Annotated in this window: 19 protein-coding genes and 1 pseudogene; 14 read left to right on the top strand and 6 right to left on the bottom strand. The window is 64.5% G+C overall.

Going from position 1 to position 18881, the window contains the following annotated elements; all coding sequences use genetic code 11:
- The 10 genes and pseudogenes from EV665_RS32885 to EV665_RS20730 all read left to right on the top strand — a co-directional run.
- Positions 1 to 196: pseudogene (locus EV665_RS32885) on the top strand (hypothetical protein); the annotation flags it as partial.
- A complete protein-coding gene (locus EV665_RS20765) occupies positions 193 to 1233 on the top strand; it encodes a FecCD family ABC transporter permease (protein ID WP_133035525.1) in 1041 nt (346 codons plus the stop codon). The pseudogene EV665_RS32885 and the gene EV665_RS20765, both read left to right, overlap by 4 nt.
- Entirely contained in the window at positions 1230 to 2291 is a 1062-nt protein-coding gene (locus tag EV665_RS20760; protein ID WP_133035524.1) for a FecCD family ABC transporter permease, read from the top strand. The genes EV665_RS20765 and EV665_RS20760 overlap by 4 nt, the downstream gene beginning before the upstream one ends.
- Complete coding sequence (locus EV665_RS20755) at positions 2288 to 3148, top strand: ABC transporter ATP-binding protein (RefSeq protein WP_133035523.1); 861 nt, start codon at positions 2288 to 2290, stop codon at positions 3146 to 3148. The genes EV665_RS20760 and EV665_RS20755 overlap by 4 nt, the downstream gene beginning before the upstream one ends.
- A complete protein-coding gene (locus tag EV665_RS20750; RefSeq protein WP_133035522.1) occupies positions 3141 to 4922 on the top strand; it encodes an ABC transporter ATP-binding protein in 1782 nt (593 codons plus the stop codon). Before EV665_RS20755 ends, EV665_RS20750 begins: the two co-directional genes overlap by 8 nt.
- 16 nt (positions 4923 to 4938) lie before the next feature.
- Positions 4939 to 5091: a hypothetical protein gene (locus EV665_RS32385; RefSeq protein WP_162853116.1), complete on the top strand. Its 153-nt coding sequence runs from the start codon at positions 4939 to 4941 to the stop codon at positions 5089 to 5091.
- The gene (locus EV665_RS20745) at positions 5069 to 5443 is read left to right on the top strand and encodes an RrF2 family transcriptional regulator (RefSeq protein ID WP_133035521.1); all 375 of its coding nucleotides are present in this window, start codon (positions 5069 to 5071) and stop codon (positions 5441 to 5443) included. The genes EV665_RS32385 and EV665_RS20745 overlap by 23 nt, the downstream gene beginning before the upstream one ends.
- Positions 5444 to 5752: 309 nt before the next feature.
- Positions 5753 to 7150: a DUF2793 domain-containing protein gene (locus EV665_RS20740; RefSeq protein ID WP_162853115.1), complete on the top strand. Its 1398-nt coding sequence runs from the start codon at positions 5753 to 5755 to the stop codon at positions 7148 to 7150.
- A 72-nt stretch (positions 7151 to 7222) separates the two neighbouring features.
- Entirely contained in the window at positions 7223 to 7681 is a 459-nt protein-coding gene (locus EV665_RS20735) for a YbaK/EbsC family protein (RefSeq protein WP_133035519.1), read from the top strand.
- 298 nt (positions 7682 to 7979) lie between these two features.
- Positions 7980 to 9272: an NCS2 family permease gene (locus tag EV665_RS20730; RefSeq protein ID WP_064332060.1), complete on the top strand. Its 1293-nt coding sequence runs from the start codon at positions 7980 to 7982 to the stop codon at positions 9270 to 9272.
- Between the two features lie 221 nt (positions 9273 to 9493).
- Here EV665_RS20730 and EV665_RS20725 read toward each other — a convergent pair whose 3' ends face one another.
- The 3 genes from EV665_RS20725 to puuE all read right to left on the bottom strand — a co-directional run bounded on the left by EV665_RS20725 (position 9494) and on the right by puuE (position 11777).
- Positions 9494 to 9970 (bottom strand): ureidoglycolate lyase, encoded by a 477-nt coding sequence (locus EV665_RS20725; protein ID WP_380687159.1) that lies wholly within the window; start codon positions 9968 to 9970, stop codon positions 9494 to 9496.
- On the bottom strand, positions 9858 to 10157 hold the full coding sequence (locus EV665_RS33290) for a hypothetical protein (RefSeq protein ID WP_380687058.1): 300 nt from the start codon (positions 10155 to 10157) through the stop codon (positions 9858 to 9860). The genes EV665_RS20725 and EV665_RS33290 overlap by 113 nt, the downstream gene beginning before the upstream one ends.
- Positions 10158 to 10358: 201 nt before the next feature.
- Positions 10359 to 11777 carry an allantoinase PuuE gene (gene puuE, locus EV665_RS20715; protein WP_064332062.1) on the bottom strand — a complete coding sequence of 473 codons (1419 nt, stop codon included), beginning with the start codon at positions 11775 to 11777 and terminating at the stop codon, positions 10359 to 10361.
- Between the two features lie 162 nt (positions 11778 to 11939).
- Between puuE and uraH the strand changes: the two genes are divergently transcribed.
- The 4 genes from uraH to xdhC are packed head-to-tail and all read left to right on the top strand — an operon-like array spanning position 11940 to position 17057.
- Positions 11940 to 12305 (top strand): hydroxyisourate hydrolase, encoded by a 366-nt coding sequence (gene uraH, locus EV665_RS20710; RefSeq protein WP_064332063.1) that lies wholly within the window; start codon positions 11940 to 11942, stop codon positions 12303 to 12305.
- Positions 12306 to 12308: 3 nt separating this feature from the next.
- Complete coding sequence (xdhA, locus tag EV665_RS20705) at positions 12309 to 13793, top strand: xanthine dehydrogenase small subunit (protein WP_133035517.1); 1485 nt, start codon at positions 12309 to 12311, stop codon at positions 13791 to 13793.
- 3 nt (positions 13794 to 13796) lie between these two features.
- Positions 13797 to 16163: a xanthine dehydrogenase molybdopterin binding subunit gene (gene xdhB, locus EV665_RS20700; RefSeq protein WP_133035516.1), complete on the top strand. Its 2367-nt coding sequence runs from the start codon at positions 13797 to 13799 to the stop codon at positions 16161 to 16163.
- Positions 16164 to 16211: 48 nt separating this feature from the next.
- The gene (xdhC, locus tag EV665_RS20695; RefSeq protein ID WP_133035515.1) at positions 16212 to 17057 is read left to right on the top strand and encodes a xanthine dehydrogenase accessory protein XdhC; all 846 of its coding nucleotides are present in this window, start codon (positions 16212 to 16214) and stop codon (positions 17055 to 17057) included.
- Positions 17058 to 17063: 6 nt separating this feature from the next.
- Here the strand turns inward: xdhC and EV665_RS20690 are convergent, their stop codons facing one another.
- The 3 genes from EV665_RS20690 to EV665_RS20680 are packed head-to-tail and all read right to left on the bottom strand — an operon-like array spanning position 17064 to position 18749.
- Entirely contained in the window at positions 17064 to 17492 is a 429-nt protein-coding gene (locus tag EV665_RS20690; RefSeq protein ID WP_133035514.1) for a type II toxin-antitoxin system VapC family toxin, read from the bottom strand.
- The gene (locus EV665_RS20685; RefSeq protein ID WP_245507777.1) at positions 17492 to 17758 is read right to left on the bottom strand and encodes a type II toxin-antitoxin system Phd/YefM family antitoxin; all 267 of its coding nucleotides are present in this window, start codon (positions 17756 to 17758) and stop codon (positions 17492 to 17494) included. Before EV665_RS20685 ends, EV665_RS20690 begins: the two co-directional genes overlap by 1 nt.
- Before the next feature lie 25 nt (positions 17759 to 17783).
- On the bottom strand, positions 17784 to 18749 hold the full coding sequence (locus EV665_RS20680; RefSeq protein ID WP_064332068.1) for a LysR family transcriptional regulator: 966 nt from the start codon (positions 18747 to 18749) through the stop codon (positions 17784 to 17786).
- Between the last annotated feature and the right edge of the window lie 132 nt (positions 18750 to 18881).

Genomic DNA, 18881 nt, shown 5'->3' with positions numbered 1-18881 from the left:
GTTGCAGAAAGGAAATAGGTGGCCGGATTTTACTCCGCCCGCAGCAGCATTATGCCGCCGCTACCGTGGCCGACTTTTGCACCGCCGCTCTCAGATGGTGTCGCAAAGCCGTAAGCATTTTAGAGATGCTCTTGGCTTCGATAAAAGCCGGATCGAGGCTATTGGCTATTGGATTGAAGGTCAGTCTCGCGGATGAGGCGAGAACTCTTAACGCCTTATCCGCTGCCGCGTCCAGTCGAGCGGTTGGCCTGGACCGCCCTTTTTGGCGGGATGGTATTGCTTATGATTGCGTCGGCAATCAGCCTTCTTGTTGGCACCAGGTTGATTTCGCCGGAGGGGGTGCTCCAAATCCTTCTGGTCGCTGATCCGTGGTCGTTCGACCGCATCGTGCTTGTTGATTATCGCCTGCCGCGCACTCTACTCGGTCTGCTGTGCGGTGCTGCCTTTGGCGTGTCGGGTGCACTGATCCAGGCAGCGACGAGGAACCCGTTGGCCGATCCGGGAATACTGGGGGTGAACGCGGGTGCTGCGTTCTTTGTGACGCTGGCGGTCGGTTTGCTCGGCTTTCATTCGATCGAAGCCTATCTGTGGTTCGCGCTGGTCGGGGCGGTAATCGTCACCCTTGCTGTTTACGCGCTCGGGGCAACAGGACGTGATGGTGCAACGCCGGTGCGGCTTGTACTGGCAGGCGTGGCCCTGTCGGCAGTCCTCGGTGGCATCGGATCTGCCATCACGCTGCTCGATCCGCAGGCCTTTGACTCCATGCGCTTCTGGTCGATCGGTTCGATTGCCGGACGCGATATGGAGGTCGTGGAAACGGTCGCTCCCTTCATCGGGATCGGGCTGCTGATCGCGTTGATCGCTGCGCGGCCGTTGAATGCGCTGGCGCTCGGCGACGATATGGCCCGTTCGCTCGGCGCTAACATTTTTCGCGCCCGCATACTGACGCTCGTTGCAGTCACCCTTCTGGCAGGAGCGGGAACCGCTGCCGCTGGTCCGATCGGTTTTGTGGGTCTGATGGTTCCGCATGTGGTGCGTTGGTTCACCGGCCCGGATCAGCGCCGGATCATACCCATGACCATGATCTATGCGCCGGTGCTGCTGCTGTCAGCCGACATTGCCGGACGCCTGATCCTGTTTCCGGGTGAACTGGAAGCGGGCATCGTTACCGCCTTCATTGGTGCTCCGGTCCTCATCCTGCTGGCACGGCGGAAGAAAGCGAGCGGCCTATGAGAGCCGCCGTATCGTCCCATCTCAATTTCGGCCGTTCCGTGCATGTCGTGCGGGTTCTCCGCGGTCGTCTGTCAGCCCTGTTCGATCGGCTTTCCATATTCATCGGCCTTGCGCTTGCTGTTCTCGCACTCGGCATTGCCGGTCTCTCGCTGGCAAGCGGCAAGTATCCAATCGCCTTGGCTGACGTGCTTGGCGCTCTCGCCGGTCAGGGTGACGACATGGTACGAATGATCGTGGTGGAATGGCGTTTGCCGCGTGTTGCACTGGCCTTCCTGCTTGGCGGCGCGCTCGCCATGAGCGGGGCGATCTTCCAGAGCCTTACGCGCAATCCTCTTGGATCACCCGACATTATCGGCTTCTCGGCCGGTTCCTATACCGGCGCGCTGATGGTCATCCTGCTTCTATCCGGTGGCTATTACGAGACGGCGGCCGGCGCACTGATCGGCGGCATCGTCACGGCGATAGCCGTTTATCTTCTCGCCTACCGGCGCGGCGTGCAGGGTTTTCGCCTGATCGTGGTCGGGATCGGTGTTGCGGCGATGCTGTCGGCCTTCAACGCATGGATGATCCGCGAAGCTGACCTTCAGGTCGCGATGAGCGCTGCCATATGGGGTGCAGGTTCGCTCAACGGTCTCGGTTTCGAGCAGCTTGCGCCAGTCGCCATCGTGCTTTGTGTGGTCGTTCCTCTGACTTTGTTTCTCGCTCGCCCGATGCGCCAGCTCGAAATTGGCGACGACGCGGCAAGGGCGTCCGGTGTCGACGCTAACCGCACACGGCTTTTGCTTATGGTGCTCGGCGTGGCGCTGACGGCGACGGTGACGGCGGTGGCCGGGCCGATCTCCTTCATCGCGTTGGCAGCCCCCCAGATCGCAAAACGGCTGACCCGTGCCTCTGGTGTGACGCTGATCCCCTCAGCGCTGACGGGCGGGCTTCTGTTGCTTGCCGCCGATTGGACCACGCAGCACGCCTTCGGTGTTCAGCTTCCCGTCGGCGTCATGACGGTCAGTATCGGCGGTCTCTATTTTATCTGGTTATTGATACGGGAGGGCCACAAATGACCGGTTCTCAATTCGGGCTTGGTCGCCTTCACGCCGACAATGTGACCCTGCGCTATGACGAGCGGACAATCTCGCGGAATCTTTCGGTCGCCGTGCCCGATGGCTCCTTCACCGTGATCGTCGGCCCGAACGCCTGCGGCAAGTCCACGCTGTTGCGTGCGCTGTCGCGCCTGCTTGTTCCCGCTTCTGGACAGGTCATCCTTGACAGTAGGAGCATTTCCGATCTTTCCGCCAAGGACGTCGCCCGCCGTCTCGGTCTTCTGCCTCAATCGTCCATCGCGCCGGAAGGTATCGCCGTTGCCGATCTGGTGGCACGCGGCCGCTATCCGCACCAGTCCTTCTTCCGGCAATGGTCGAAGGCCGACGAGGAATCCGTCATCGCCGCGATGGAGGCAACCCGCGTCACGGACCTGTCAGGCCGTCTCGTGGATGAGCTTTCCGGCGGGCAGCGCCAGCGTGTCTGGATTGCGATGGTTCTGGCGCAGGAAACACCGATCCTGCTTCTGGACGAACCGACGACCTTCCTCGACATTGCCCACCAGATCGAGCTTATGGACTTGCTGGCAGAGCTGAACCGTCAAGGCCGGACTATCGTTGCCGTGCTGCATGACCTCAACCATGCCTGCCGTTATGCCTCACATCTCATTGCCATGAAGGACGGCGCCATCGTCGCCGAAGGCAACCCTTCGGCCATTGTCACAGAACGACTGGTGAAAGACGTGTTCGGCCTGCCGTCCGTCATCATCCCCGATCCGGTGTCCAACACGCCGCTGATCGTCCCGAAAGGTCGGCAGGTAGCTCCCGTCGTGCATCTGGACACGTCCGCTCGCGCGGGAAAGGAGCGGCATCGTGACTGACCTGCTGAAACGCTTCGCCGCCTATTACCGCCCGCATCGCGGCCTGTTCGCACTGGACTTTTCCAGCGCCGTCGCTGCGGGCCTGCTGGAACTGGCCTTTCCCGTCGCCGTGACGCTGTTCATCGACCGCCTGCTTCCAACCAACCAGATCGGCATGATCGCGCTGGCGTCCGCCGGCCTGTTTCTCATCTATCTGGTCAATGCGGGCCTTCAGGTCATCGTCACCTATTGGGGCCATATGCTCGGCCTGAAGATCGAGACCGAGATGCGAAGGAAAGCCTTTGACCATCTGCAGAAGCTCTCCTTCGGCTATTTCGACAACCAGAAGACCGGCCACCTGGTCGCAAGGCTGACCAAGGATCTCGAAGAGATCGGCGAAGTCGCCCATCATGGCCCGGAAGACCTGTTCATCGCGCTGATGACCCTGATCGGCGCGTTCGTGCTGATGCTCTGGGTGCATGTCCCTCTGGCGCTGATCACCGCGACTATCGTTCCGGTCACGGCCGTCGTCACCACGCTTTACGGCAAGCGCATGACGGCCAATTCGCATGCGCTGTATGGCCGGATCGGCGAGTTCAACGCCCGCATCGAGGAGAATGTCGGCGGCATCCGGGTGGTGCAGGCCTTCACCAACGAGGATCACGAGCGGGCGCTGTTCGCGGAGAACAACCGCAACTATCTCGCGACCAAGCTGGAAGCCTACAAGGTCATGGCGGCATCCATGTCGCTATCCTATCTCTCCATGCGCTTCGTGCAGGTGGTGGTTATGCTGGCCGGAGCATGGTTTGTGGTGCGGGGCGAACTGACCGATGGAGGTTTCGTCGGCTTCCTGCTTCTGGTCGGCGTGTTCTTCCGGCCGATCGACAAGATCAACTCGATCATCGAAAGCTATCCGAAGGGCATCGCTGGCTTCCAGCGTTACACACGGTTTCTCGATACGAGGCCGGATATTGCCGACCGACCGGGCGCGCATTCCGCCGAACGGCTGAACGGTGACATCGGCTATTGCGATGTTCGGTTCGGCTATAGCCCGGACAAATCTATCTTCTATGGTCTCAATCTCTCGATAAAGGCAGGAGAAACGATTGCCTTTGTCGGCCCGTCCGGCGCGGGCAAGACGACGATATGCTCGCTGCTGCCGCGCTTCTACGAGGTGACGGGCGGTGCGATCAGCATCGACGGCATCGACATCAAAGATATGACGCTCAAGTCGCTGCGCTCGAATATCGGCATCGTGCAACAGGATGTGTTCCTCTTCGCCGGCACCATTCGCGAGAACATCGCCTATGGCCGTCTCGACGCCACGGAAGCGGAGATCGCGGAAGCTGCCCGCCGCGCCAGACTGGATGGTGTGATCGCCTCGCTGCCCGCCGGTCTCGACACGATCATCGGTGAGCGCGGTGTCAAACTGTCCGGCGGGCAAAAGCAGCGCCTCGCCATCGCCCGCATCTTCCTGAAGAACCCGCCGATCCTGATCCTTGATGAAGCGACCTCGGCGCTCGACACCGAGACGGAGCGCGCTATCCAGCAATCGCTCGCCGATCTGTCGGAAGGCCGGACCACGCTGGTTATCGCCCATCGGCTTGCGACCATCGCCAACGCGGATCGCATTGTCGTGGTCGAAGACGGCCGGATTGCCGAAGAGGGCAGCCATGCGGAGCTGCTGGCGCGCGAGGGCGGACGCTATCGCGCGCTCCATGCCGCGCAGGGCAGCGATCGTTTCACCGTCGCCAACGACCGAAAACCGTTTGTCTCGCCGCTCGCAGGCGAATAGCAAGTGAGGAATACCGATGCGTCTCAATCGCCAGTCTGAAATCGCCATCGGTATTCTTGTCGCCTGCGCCCGCTCGCCGATGAGGAAGATCACGACCTTGCAGGCGGCGGAAGCATCGGCCACGATCAAAGGATCATGCCGCCCAGGTGGTCAATCTGCTGGTGCATGAAGGTTTCCTGCGCGCCGAGCGAGGCCGGGGTGGCGGTATCGCCCTTGCTGTCCCGGCAACGGAAATTCTTCTAGGTGACGTGCTGCGGCGTATTCAGCCCGATCTCGTGCGCCATGCAGGTAGGGACGATCTTTCCGGGCATAACGCCACCATTCCGGCCTTTGCCGCAATCGTCGGCGCGGCCGAAGCCACCTTCCTGACCTTCATGGACCGATACAGCATCGCCGATCTCGTGTCCGGTCCGCTGCATCGCGCTACGTCCGGCAAGCAGGTGTCCCACCTTCCATGCTTCGATTGCGGGCTGGTAAGTCAGTTCGTGAGACGGAAGCCGGTCGCTGGCCCTTTGTCATAGAGCAGGCGCGCAGATCGTCATCACCAGTTCAGCGATGAGCGCTGGGAATGGCCGAAATCACCGTGCATAATAGCTGGCGCAGATGCAAAGGGGAAACTGTCGTCACAAGCTAGCCTAAGCCTGAGACTTTACAAGTCTCTGTGTCCTCAGGCCCCCGCAACCAGAATACCAAAAAAAGCCCCGCAGACACAAATGTCGCGGGGCTTTTTGGTGTCGGCGCCAAGGCTCGCCTGCCCGGCACCCCCCGTTTTCCCCGCCTAATCCTGCGGCCCTATAATGCTCCAGGAACAAAAGCTGGAAACGCACCCCATGGACACATCCGAAAATCTCGGTCTCCCCTATATTACTCCCGCTCAGGCCCAGAAACACGTCACCCACAACGAAGCCATCAGGGCCGTCGATGCGCTGCTCCACCTCGCCGTCAAAAGTCGCAGCGCGACAAGTCCGCCGGTAATCCCCGAGCCGGGCGAGCGTCATATCGTGCCGGCGGCGGCCACGGGGGCCTGGACGGGGCAGGCAAAGGCCGTGGCGGCGTGGCAGGACGGGATCTGGACCTTCTACACGCCGCGCCCCGGCTGGCTCGCCTATGCCCTCGATGAAAACCGCCTGCTCGCCTTCGACGAGGGCGAGTGGGTCCTTGCCGCCGTCAATGTCGCCATTCCGAGCCAGGTCGGCGTCAATACCACGGCGGATGCGACGAACCGCCTGGCCGTCGCCGCCCCGGCCACGCTTCTCACCCACGAGGGAGCCGGCCATCAGCTCAAGATCAACAAGGCAACCACCGGGGATAGCGCAACGCTGCTCTTCCAGTCCGGATGGTCGGGGCGCGCCGAAATGGGGCTTGCCGGCAGCGATGCCTTCCGCGTCAAGGTGAGCCCGGACGGCGCTGCCTTCCATGACGCCATGGTCGTCGATCCGGCGACGGGGCAGGTGACCTTTCCCGCCGGCGTCGTTGGCCTCCGGCCCCAGCTGAAGGATCACCGGACCTACCATGTCGCAACGACCGGAAGCGACGGCAACAACGGGCTGACGCCGGGCGCGCCCTTTGCGACCATCCAGAAGGCGATTGACGAGGCGCACAACCTTGATTGCGCCTACTATGACGTGACCATCGAGATCGCCAACGGCACCTATGCCGGTGCGAGCGTCCTGCGGCCGCTGATCGGCGGCGGCACGCTCGTCATCAAGGGCAACGAGGCGACGCCGGCCTCGGTCGTGCTGACATCCGGACTCAGCTTCCGCAACGGCGCCCAGGTGCGGGTCACCGGCGTGCGGATCGCCATCGCCACCGACCTGATCCATGCACTGTCGGTCGGCAACGGCGTCCACCTGCGCCTCGGCAAGGTCGAGTTCGGCGCGGTCGGCGCGAATGCCGACCATATCTTCTGCGACAATCCCTGCCAGATCGTGCTTGAGGACAACTACACGATCACCGGCGGCGCCCGGCGGCACATGAACATCGGCAGGGGCCATCTTTCGGGTGCGAACCGCACCTTCACGCTGACGGGAAACCCGGCCTTCACGCAGTTCATCGCCGCCAGCTGCTGCGGCACGGTGGCGCTTTCCAATCCGACGATATCAGGCACGGCGACCGGCGGGCGCTACATCGCCGAAACGAACGGCGTCATCAACACCTTCGGCAAGGCGGCGACCTTCCTGCCGGGCTCCGTCGCGGGCACCAATCCGACCGGCGGCATCTATGCCTGAGCCGGAAGCATAGCATGCATTGCTTTGCCGGCGGCTCTTGCGCAGGAGCCGCCGGACTGGTTATGAAAAGGCATGTCGCTCGAATCCGTCCGTACCTTCTTCTCCGAAAACGCCCCCGAAATCGCGGTGCTTGTCACCGAGCAAAGCTCTGCGACCGTGCCGCTTGCCGCCGCAGCGCATGGGGTTGCGCCGGAACAGATCGCCAAGACGATCTGCCTGCGTGTCGGCGAGGAGATCGTGCTTCTGGTCGCGGCCGGCACGGCGCGGCTCAGCAACCGCAAGTTCAAGGACCGCTTCGCCGCAAAGCCGCGCATGCTCGATGCCGAACAGGTGCTGGCCATCACCTCCCACCCGGTCGGCGGCGTCTGCCCGTTCGGTCTGCCCGCCCCGGTGCCTGTCTATTGCGACGTCTCGCTGAAACCCTTCGAGGAGGTCGTTCCGGCGGCGGGCGCGACGAATGCGGCGGTGCGCATTGCGCCCGAACGCATGGCGACGCTGGTCAAGGGCGAATGGGTCGACGTCTGCGAGTGACGGAATCCCCTTGCTTTCCCGGAAAAGCGGGCCGCCCGTCAGGAAAATCGTGAAAGAGTTTCGCGAAAATCCGGGGAAATGCCCCGCTGGCGTAATTCCGCTTGAACAAGCAATATGACGAAACTGTGATCAACCGCGGCCGGCTTCCGGCGGACAGCGGCGCGCGGGCGCGGAGACATCCGCGAGGCAGGCGGTTCGCATGGCGGAGCGTCGGCCAGGTCCCGGGTCGCTGGAGGAGTAACTTGACCCGGAAGTTTTGCACGGCGGCGCCGACGAGCGCACGCCAGGGGGAGAAAACATGTTCGAACGGCTTTTCAAGCTGCGTGAGCACGGCACCACCGTGCGCACCGAGGTGATCGCGGGTCTGACGACCTTCCTCACCATGTCCTATATCATCTTCGTCAATCCGGACATCCTGTCGACCACGGGCATGGACAGGGACGCCGTCTTCGTCGCGACCTGTCTTGCCGCCGCGCTCGGCTCCATGGTCATGGCGACCGTCGCCAACTGGCCGATCGGCATGGCGCCCGGCATGGGCCTCAACGCCTTCTTCGCCTTCACGGTCGTGGCGGCGCTCGGCTTCACCTGGCAGCAGGCGCTGGGCGCGGTGTTCATTTCCGGCATCATCTTCGTCATCCTGACGGTGACCGGCGTGCGCAGCTGGCTGATCGCCGGCATCCCGCATTCGCTGAGGAGCGCCATCGCCGCCGGTATCGGCCTCTTCCTCGGCATCATCGCCCTGAAGAGCTCCGGCATCGTCGTCGACAATCCGGCGACGCTCGTCGGCCTCGGCGACCTCAAGCAGACCGGCCCGCTGCTCGCCATCCTCGGCTTCTTCATCATCGCCGTGCTCGATGCGCTGCGCGTCAAGGGCGCGATCCTGATCGGCATCCTCGCCGTCACGGTCCTCTCCTGGATCTTCGGCGTCAGCGAGTTCCGCGGCCTCGTCTCCGCCCCGCCGTCGATCATGCCGACCTTCCTGCAGCTCGACATCATGGGCGCGCTGCATGGCGGCCTGCTGCATGTCATCCTCGTCTTCGTGCTCGTCGAAGTGTTCGATGCGACCGGCACGCTGATCGGCGTCGCCAAGCGCGCCAACCTCATCCAGGAAGGCAAAAAGAGCCGTCTCGGCCGCGCGCTCCTGGCCGACAGCACGGCGATCGTCGCCGGCTCGCTGATCGGCACCAGCAGCACCACGGCCTATGTCGAAAGCGCCTCGGGCGTGCAGGCGGGCGGGCGCACCGGCCTTACCGCCTTCACCGTCGCCATCCTCTTCCTCGCCGCCCTCTTCATCTCGCCGCTCGCCGGCTCCGTGCCGAGCTATGCGACGGCACCGGCCCTGCTCTATGTCGCCGGCCTGATGATGCGCGAACTGACGGAAATCGAGTGGGAGGACCTGACGGAAGCGGCCCCGGCGGCGCTGACCGCGCTCGCCATGCCCTTCACCTATTCGATCGCCAACGGCCTTGCCTTCGGCTTCGTCAGCTATGTCGTGCTGAAGTTCTTCACCGGCAGGTGGAAACAGATCCACCCGGCAACGGCGATCGTCGCCGCCCTCTTCATCATCCGCTTCGCCTTTTTCGCGGAATAAGGGGATCGACCTTCGACAGGAAACGGGCCGCGCGATGAGCGCGGCCCGTTTTCGTTTTCAGGATCGGGCGATGGCGTCGAGCCAGACCTGCCATTCTGGTTCGCTTGCCGCGGGGGAGATCGCGCATGCGGCGGGATTCAATTGACAGGAAAACGTATCAAGGCATGCAAAAAGCCGGCCCGTGGAGGCGGGCCGGCGGATCCGTGATCCCGGTGGATGGATCAGCGGATCAGGAAGGGTTCGGCGTAGAAATGCTCCTCGAGGTTCACGCCCTCGCCGCCGCGGTCCACCACGGCGAAATCCGAGACGGTGTCGAGCGGCGTCAGGATGCCGTGCCAGACATTGCGGCCGATATTGACGCCCTGGCCGGGCGCGGTGCGGAAGGCGATCGGCTCGGCGGGGCCGTTCTCCGTCTCCTCGGCGACGACGACGAGGAAGGAGGCGTCGCCGAGCGGAATGAAGGCCTGGCTGCCGAGCGGGTGGCGCTCCACCATCGCCAGCTCCAGCGGCAGCGGATAGGGCTCGCCGCGCAGGAGGCTGATCATCGGCCGGGCCTTCTCGCCCGTCGTCTCGATATTCGCAAGGTCATGGTAGCGGGTGCATTTTCCCGCATTGATCGGAAAACTGTGCGCGCCCTCCTGCTCGATCACCTGGCCGAAGGGCGCGAAGGCCTCGCGGGTGAGCGGCTTGATCTCGATGGTCTTCATGTCTTTCCTCCCTCGGCCGGATGGCCAAAACACGCAGGCGGCCGACGCCGCCGTCCGGATGGATGTTCAGGCGGACATGCGCCACGGCACCCGCCCGTTGTTTCACGAGATCGCCGTCGAACCCGTGGATGCGGTCGGCGGCGAGTTTCTGCTCGGGCAGGATCTCCTGCCAGAACATCGACGGGGCGGTGACAAGGGTGGGGAGGTCCCCCCGTCGTGCCCGTCAGGTCGGCGGCCTGCAGGGAGCAGGCATCCGGGTCGTTGCCCTTGAAATGGGCGGTATCGACGACGATGCTTTCGATCGTCGTCCATATTGATGCCACGGCCGGACACGAGCAAGCGCTGGGGGGCCCGTACTGTTCGTTCGAAAATCCCGCTCTCAGGCCGGCAGCATGGCTTTGAGCCGCAGCAGCGCGATGCGCTCCACCTGCCGGCAGGCGGTGGCGAGCTCGGTGTCGCGGTCGTTGCCGATGCGGGCCTTGAAGGCGGCGAGGATGCTGGCCTTCGTGTTGTCGCGCACGGCGATGATGAACGGGAAGCCGAATTTCCTCACATAGGCCTCGTTCAGTTCGGTGAAGCGGGCGCGCTCCGCGTCGGTCAGCGCGTCGAGGCCGGCGGAGGCCTGTTCCTCGGTGGAGCTCGCGGTAAGGCGTTTCGCCTGGGCCAGCTTGCCGGCAAGGTCCGGGTGGGCGACGAGCACGCGAAGCCGTTCGGCATCGCTGGCCGCGCGGAACTGGAAGGTGAGAGCGGCGGCAAGGCCGGTCGCCGTGTCGTTTGCCGGCGAAAGTTCGTCGGCGAAGGCACGGCGGGCGACCCAGTCGGAATGTTCGAACACGCCGCCGAAACGCGCGACGAAGGCCTCTTCGGTCATCTGCGAGGGGCGCTCGGCCGGCGGCTGCGGCGGGTGGGTCTTCGCCCAGTGCTCGGCGATGTCGACGCGCCGCGCGATCCAGACCTTCTCGTGGCTCTGCACATAGTCGATGAAGCGGGCGAGCGCCATGACGCGGCCGGGCCGGCCGATCAGGCGGCAATGCAGGCCGATGCTCATCATCTTCGGGCTACCCTTGGCGCCTTCCGCATAAAGCGCATCGAAGCTGTCCTTCAGGTAGCTGAAGAACTGGTCGCCGCTGTTGAAGCCCTGGGGCGTCGCGAAACGCATGTCGTTGGCGTCGAGCGTATAGGGGATGATGAGCTGCTGCCGGCCGCCGTGCTCGTACCAGTAGGGCAGGTCGTCGGAATAGGTGTCGGAAATATAGGCGAAGCCGCCCGCCTCGGCGACGAGATCGACGGTGTTCACCGAACAGCGGCCGGTATACCAGCCACGCGGCCGCTCGCCGGTGACGAGCGTGTGCAGGCGGATCGCCTCGGCGATGGCGGCGCGTTCGTCCTCCGCCGTCATGTCCTTGTGCTCGACCCATTTGAGGCCATGCGAGGCGATTTCCCAGCCGGCCTCCAGCATCGCGGCCACCTGGGCGGGCGAGCGGCGGAGCGCCGTGGCGACGCCGTAGACCGTGACGGGCACGTTCTTTTCCGTCAAAAGCCGGTGCAGGCGCCAGAAGCCGGCGCGCGCGCCGTATTCGTAGATCGATTCCATGTTCCAGTGGCGCTGGCCCGGCCATTGGGCGGCGCCGACGATCTCGGAGAGAAAGGCCTCGGATGCCGCATCGCCATGCAGCACGCAGTTCTCGCCGCCCTCTTCGTAGTTCAGCACGAACTGCACGGCGACACGCGCCTCGCCCGGCCACCGGGCCGCTGGCGGTGTCTGTCCATATCCGTGCATGTCACGGCAATATCGCATGGGAACGCTCCTCCAAACGTTTTCGGTGCGGAATTTCTAACCGCAAATCGCCGGCGCCATTCCCTACGGAAATTTTGAAAGTCTCGAACGATCCTGCTGCTTTTCAGTGGCGAGCGGCTGGAGGATAGTGATTGTAGGAGCGCTGTGTTCAGGAGGAAAAACATGCAAACGCATTCGCAAGGGGCCGGCCGCCTCACGACCCATGTGCTGGACACGGCGCGCGGCAAGCCGGCGGAAGGCCTGCGCATCGATCTCTACAGGGTGGAGGGCGACACGCTGCACCTTCTCAAGACCACCGAGACGAACGACGACGGCCGCTGCGATGCGCCCCTTTTGGCCGGCGAGACGATGAAGGCCGGCACCTACGAGCTGCGCTTCCACGCCGGCGATTATCTCGGCCGCACGGGGGATGGCCCGATGTTCCTCGACATCATCCCGATCCGCTTCGGCCTTGCCGACGAGGGCGCGCACTACCATGTACCGTTGCTCGTCTCGCCCTTCAGCTATTCCACCTACCGCGGGAGCTAAGCCATGGCGGCCGCCACGATCCGCTCGGAACTGCACTTCATCCTCAATGGCCGCGACGTCGCGCTCAGCGACGTCGCGCCGGACCAGACGCTGCTCGACTGGCTGCGCCTTTCGCGCCTGCTCAAGGGCACCAAGGAAGGGTGCGCCGAGGGCGACTGCGGCGCCTGCACGGTGCTGGTGGGCCGGCTGACGCCTGAGGGCGGCCTTGTCTACGAGGGCGTCAATGCCTGCATCCGCTTCCTCGGCTCGCTGGACGGCTGTCATGTCGTCACCGTCGAGCATCTCGCCGCCAGCGACGGCCGCCTGCACCCCGTGCAGCAGGCCATGGTGGATTATCACGGTTCGCAATGCGGCTTCTGCACGCCGGGCTTCGTCATGTCGCTCTATGCGCTGTGGATGCAGTCGCCGAACCCGACCGACCAGGAGATCGAGACGGCGCTGCAGGGCAACCTCTGTCGCTGCACCGGCTACGAGCCGATCCTGCGCGCCGCCCGCGCCATTTCCAGCTATGGCGGCACGGAGAAGGATCCGCTCCTTGCCGAACGCCAGGCGATGATCACGCGCCTCAAGGCGCTTGCCGACGGCGCGCGCGTCGAGATCGGTGAGGGCAAGAAGCGGTTCGTCGTGCCGGCGAACCTCGATGATTTCGCCGCCGTGCTGGAGGCCGAACCCGCCGCCACGGTGGTGGCCGGCTCCACCGATGTCGGCCTCTGGGTCACCAAGCACATGCGCGACATCACGCCGGTCGTCTTCATCGCCGGCCTTCAGGAGATGAAGGCGATCACGGTGAAAGACGACGTGATCGCCCTCGGCGCGGGCGTTACCTATACCGAGGCCATCGCGACGCTTTCGCGGCACATTCCGGCGCTCGGCCCACTCATCACCCGCATCGGCGGCCAGCAGGTGCGCAACATGGGCACGATCGGCGGCAATGTCGCCAACGGCTCGCCGATCGGCGACACGCCGCCGGCGCTGATCGCGCTCGGCGCGTCGGTGACCTTGCGCAAGGGCGCGGAACGGCGCACCATCCCGCTTGAGGATTTCTTCATCGCCTATGGCAAGCAGGACCGCCAGCCCGGCGAATTCGTGGAATCCCTTAAGGTGCCCGTTCCTCCCGCGGCGGAAAAGTTTGCCGTCTACAAGGTGACCAAGCGCCGCGACGAGGACATCACCGCAACGCTCGGGGCCTTCCGCCTGGCGCTTGCCGCCGACGGCACGGTCGCCGCCATCACCATCGCCTATGGCGGCATGGCGGCGACGCCGAAGCGCGCCTTTGCCGTCGAGAAGGCGCTGCTCGGCCAGAGCTGGACCGAGGCGACGGTGGAAGCGGCCATGGCGAAATATGCCGAGGACTATACGCCGCTGACCGACATGCGCGCGACCGCGGAATACCGCGCGCTGGTGGCCAGGAACCTGCTCTTGCGGTTCTATGTGGAAACGACGACCAGCGCACAGCCTGCGCAGGTGTCCAGATACGAGGCTGCGTAAGCCATGAACAAGCACACTCCAGACCTCAAGGCGGAAAAGATCACCGGCGGCGTGCATGACAGCCCGCGCCATGATTCGGCGCACAAGCACGTCGCCGGCACGGCCGTCTATATCGACGACATCACCGAGCCCGCCGGCACGCTGCATGCCGGCCTCGGCCTGTCCACCGTCGCCCATGGCATCGTGAAATCCCTCGACCTTTCGGCCGTGCGCGCCGCCCCCGGCGTCGTCGACGTGCTCACCCATGAGGACGTGCCCGGCGACAACGACATCTCGCCCTCCGGCATGCACGACGATCCGGTGCTCGCCGCCGGCAAGGTGGAGTTCCACGGCCAGCCGATCTTCTGCGTGATCGCGGAGACGCGCGAGGAGGCCCGCCGCGCCGCGCGCCTCGCCAAGGTCGAATACGAGGAGCTGCCCGCCAATATCGACATCTGGGACCTCGACCAGAAGACGCACCGGCAGGTCTTTCCGCCGCTGACGCTCAAGCGCGGCGATGCGGCCGCCGCCCTCGACAGTGCCCCGCGCCGGGTGAAGGGCCGCATGCGGCTCGGTGGACAGGACCATTTCTATCTCGAAGGTCAGGTCTCGCTCGCCGTGCCCGGCGAGGACGACGAGGTCACCGTCTACTGCTCCACGCAGGGGCCGAGCGAGACGCAGCACCTCGTCGCCCACGCGCTCGGCGTGCCGAGCCATGCCGTGACCGTTGAGGTGCGCCGCATGGGCGGCGGCTTCGGCGGCAAGGAGACCCAGGCCAACCAGTGCGCCGCGCTCGCCGCCATCGCCGCCAAGAAGCTGGGCCGCGCCGTCAAGCTCCGGCTCGACCGCGACGAGGACATGGTGGCGACCGGCAAGCGGCACGATTTCGCCATCGACTACGATGTCGGCTTCGACGACGAGGGCCGCATCCTCGGCATCGACTACACCTTCGCGCTCAGGGCCGGTTTTTCGGCGGACCTTTCCGGCCCGGTGGGCGACCGTGCGCTGTTCCACTGCGACAACGCCTATTTCTTCCCGCATGTGCACGCCAGGACGGCGCTCCTGCACACCAACACCGTGTCGAACACCGCCTTCCGGGGTTTCGGCGGCCCGCAGGGCATGGTCGGGGCCGAGCGCGTCATCGACGAGGTGGCCTTCGCCGTCGGCAAGGACCCGCTCGAGATCCGCAAGCTGAACTTCTACGACGCGATGGGCGTCGAGGGGACCCGCAACCTCACGCCCTACCACCAGAAGGTGGAGGACTGCATCATCCAGCGCATCGTCGCGGAGCTTGAGGAAAGCGCCGACTATGCCGGCCGGCGCAAGGCGATCCGGGAATTCAACGCGAAGAGCCGCATCGTCAAGCGGGGCCTCGCGCTGACGCCGGTCAAGTTCGGCATCTCCTTCACCAAGACGGAACCCAACCAGGCCGGCGCGCTGGTGCATGTCTACACGGACGGTTCCGTGCACATGAACCATGGCGGCACGGAAATGGGTCAGGGCCTGCACCTGAAGGTGGCGCAGGTGGTGGCGGAAGAGTTCCAGATCGACCTCGACCGGGTGAAGATCACGGCGACGACGACCGCCAAGGTGCCGAACACCTCGCCGACGGCGGCCTCGTCCGGCGCCGACCTCAACGGCATGGCGGCGCAGAACGCCGCCCGCCAGATCAAGGACCGGCTGATCGATTTCGCCGCGGAAAGCCATCAGGTGCCGCGCGACCAGGTCGTCTTCCTGCCGAACCGGGTGCGCATCGGCAATGCCGAGATTTCCTTCAACGATCTCGTCAAGCAGGCCTACATGGCGCGCGTCCAGCTCTCGGCGGCCGGCTTCTACAAGACGCCGAAGATCCACTGGGACCGCTCGAAGGGCCGGGGCCACGCCTTCTATTACTACGCCTATGGCGCGGCCTGCTCGGAGGTCTCGGTCGACACGCTGACCGGCGAATATGTCGTCGAGCGCACCGACATCCTGCACGATACAGGCCGGTCGCTGAACAGGATCATCGACATCGGCCAGGTCGAGGGCGGCTTCATCCAGGGCATGGGCTGGCTGACCACGGAGGAATTGTGGTGGGACGGCAAGGGGCGCCTTCGCACCCACGCACCCTCCACCTACAAGATCCCGCTCGCCTCGGATCGCCCGAAGATCTTCAACGTGGCGCTGACCGACTGGTCGGAAGCCTACGAGCCGACGATCCACCGTTCCAAGGCGGTGGGCGAGCCGCCGCTGCCGCTCGGCCTTGCCGTGCTGCATGCGCTGTCGGACGCGGTGGCGAGCGTGGCGGACCACAGGATCTGCCCGCGGCTCGACGCCCCGGCGACGCCCGAGCGCGTGCTGATGGCGATCGAGCGCCTCAAGACGGCCCGAGCAATTCCAGGAAAAGTGTGATGCGGTTTTCCGTCCGGAATTGCGGCAAAGAAAGCAAGAGGTGAGGCCATGCCCGCCGTGCGCGAAGACATCCGGGATTTCCTGCGCCGGGCGCCGGGGTCGATCCTGGTCGAGGTGACGGGCGCGGCGGGGTCCACGCCGCGCGACACGGATGCCTTCATGCTGGTCTCGGAACGGGAGATCTTCGCGACGATCGGCGGCGGGCAGCTCGAATATATGGCGATCGACCAGGCCCGCCGCGCGCTGCGCTCGGGCGCGGCCGCCGAGCCGATGAGCGTGCCGCTCGGCCCGGAGATCGGCCAGTGCTGCGGCGGGCGTGTCGGGCTGTCCTTCACCGCCATGAACCCGGCGCTTGCGCACGACCTTGTCGCCCGCAGCGACCGCGAGATGGCCCTGAGGCCGCATGTCTACGTCTTCGGCGCCGGCCATGTCGGCGATGCGCTCGCCATGGCGCTGTCGCTCGCGCCGCTGCGCGTCGTGCTGGTGGATACCCGCGAGGACGAGCTCGTCGCCTCAAGGGTGCCGGGCATCGAGACCTGCCTCACCGCCATGCCCGAGGCCGTGGTGCGCGATGCGCCGGCCGGCAGCAGCTTCGTCGTGCTGACCCACGATCACGCGCTGGATTTCCTGATCACCGCCGAGGCGCTGAAGCGCAACGATGCCGCCTATGTCGGCATGATCGGCTCGAAGACCAAGCGCACGACCTTCCGCAACTGGCTGTCGCGCGAGATCGGCCAGCCGGACCTTTTCGACCGCCTCGTCTGTCCGATCGGCGGCACGGTCATGAAGGACAAGCGCCCGGCGGTGATTGCGGCGCTCGCCACCGCCGAGATCATGACGGCGGCGCTGACCTGGGCAAGCGCGCGTCAGAACGCGGTTCCCGTCAAGGACTAAAGCGGTCTATCCTCCGGGAGCCTTTTCCCAGGGATTGAGGCACGGGACGCCGAGTGGCTGAAAGTCCGAAAGATTGCGTGTGACGAGGACCAGATTGTTGGCGAGCGCGGTTGCCGCGATCATGCCGTCGGCCGTCGGCTTCCTGCCGGGTGTCGGCAATCGGCCTGCGATCAAGGCCGCCCGCGTATCGAACGGCAGGAGCCTTGCGGAAAATTCCGGCAGCACGACGGCCGTCAGCCATAAGGAAAGGTCATCGGCAAAATCGGGATTGCGAAGACGCTCGCTTTGTATGCCGAACTCGATCTCCATGATCGTAATCGTCGAAAGATAGGCGGTCTCGACATCGAACGCGTGGAGGAATTCCTGAAATTCAACGGCCTGACGCTCGGCCCTGCGGGATGCGGAAACAACGTTCGTATCGAGCAGGAATGCCATCAGAATTCGACGTCCCGCCCCCTGAAGCTGACGCGTTCGGGCGCAAAATCGTCATCGAACCTGGAGTCCTTGTGATTGAGGGCGTCATACAGGCTTTTCGACTTTCGCCAGTGGTCCTTGAAATCGCTATAGCGGACAAGCACATAGCTCGCCTCGCCATGTTCGGTGATGACGAGGGGGCCTTCGTTTGCCGCCTTCTTCGCCTTGCTCGGATTCTGGTTGAAGTCGGCGCTGGTCATGGAGGCGAAGGGCATGGACTTCTCCATCTAGTATATTCTTAGAAGAAATATACTATTTTCCGTCGTTCGCTTCAACCAGCTCGGCTTTGCCGTCGTCGATGTCCTCTCCGAGCAGCCGGCCGATCAGCCGCTGACATCGCTCGGCCATGAAATCGATCATCAGCCGCACCTTGGGGTCCTGGAAGCGCTTGTGCGGATAGATCGCGGCGAGCTGCACGGAGGCGGGCGGGCTGTCCTTCAGGATCTCCACCAGGCGGCCCTCGGCAAGATGGGCCTTCACCTCGAAGAGCGGCTTGTTGATGATGCCGCGGCCTTCCAGCGCCCATTGCGTGAGCACGTCGCCGTCGTCGCTGTCATAGGGGCCGGCGACCTCGAACTTGCGCACGCCCTCGGCCGTCACCAGCGTCCAGTAATATTCCTTCGAGCCGGGATAGCGCAGCAGCAGACAGTCGTGCTTGTCGGCGATCAGCGCATCGGCCGTCTTCGGCGTGCCGCGGCGGGCAAGATAGGCGGGCGAGGCGCAGAGCACGCGCTCGCAATTGAGGATGCCGCGCATGCGCAGGTTCGAATCCTCGAGCACGCCGAGCTTGAAGGCGACGTCGACGCCCTCGGCGAGGATATCGACATTGTGGTCCGACAGGCGCACCCGCACCTCGATGTCGGGATACTTGTCGTGGAATTCCGGAATGCCCGACGCGATCAGCCGCCGGCCGATGCCGAGCGGCGCGGTGATGCGGAGCGAGCCCTTGGGGTTGCGCGACAGGTCCGCGATCGCCGCCTCCGCCTCGTTCACCGCCTCGATGATCTTCACCGCGCCCTCGTAGAACACGCGGCCATGCTCGGTCGGCGAGAGCTTGCGCGTCGTGCGGTTGAACAGCCGCACGCCGAGATGGCGCTCCAGTTCCTTGATGCGATTGCTGGCGACCGCGGGGGTGACGCGCTGGTCGCGCCCCGCCGCCGAAAGGGTACCGAGTTCGACCACGCGAACGAAGACGCGCACATTATCGAGATAGGACATGGCTCTTTCTACCACATTGGCGTGCCGAGCAAAGAGGCGGCCATCTTTTAGATTTTTTTGAAAGTGTTCGGGATTCACCGGGATTTCCGTGAAAATCACTTGATGGCAAACAAGCCCATGGAAAATGGGAGG

Origin of the sequence: Shinella granuli, assembly GCF_004341885.1 — a bacterium.
In the GTDB taxonomy this organism is placed as follows: Bacteria; Pseudomonadota; Alphaproteobacteria; order Rhizobiales; family Rhizobiaceae; genus Shinella; species Shinella granuli.
This window is presented reverse-complemented; position numbering and strand designations above follow the sequence as displayed.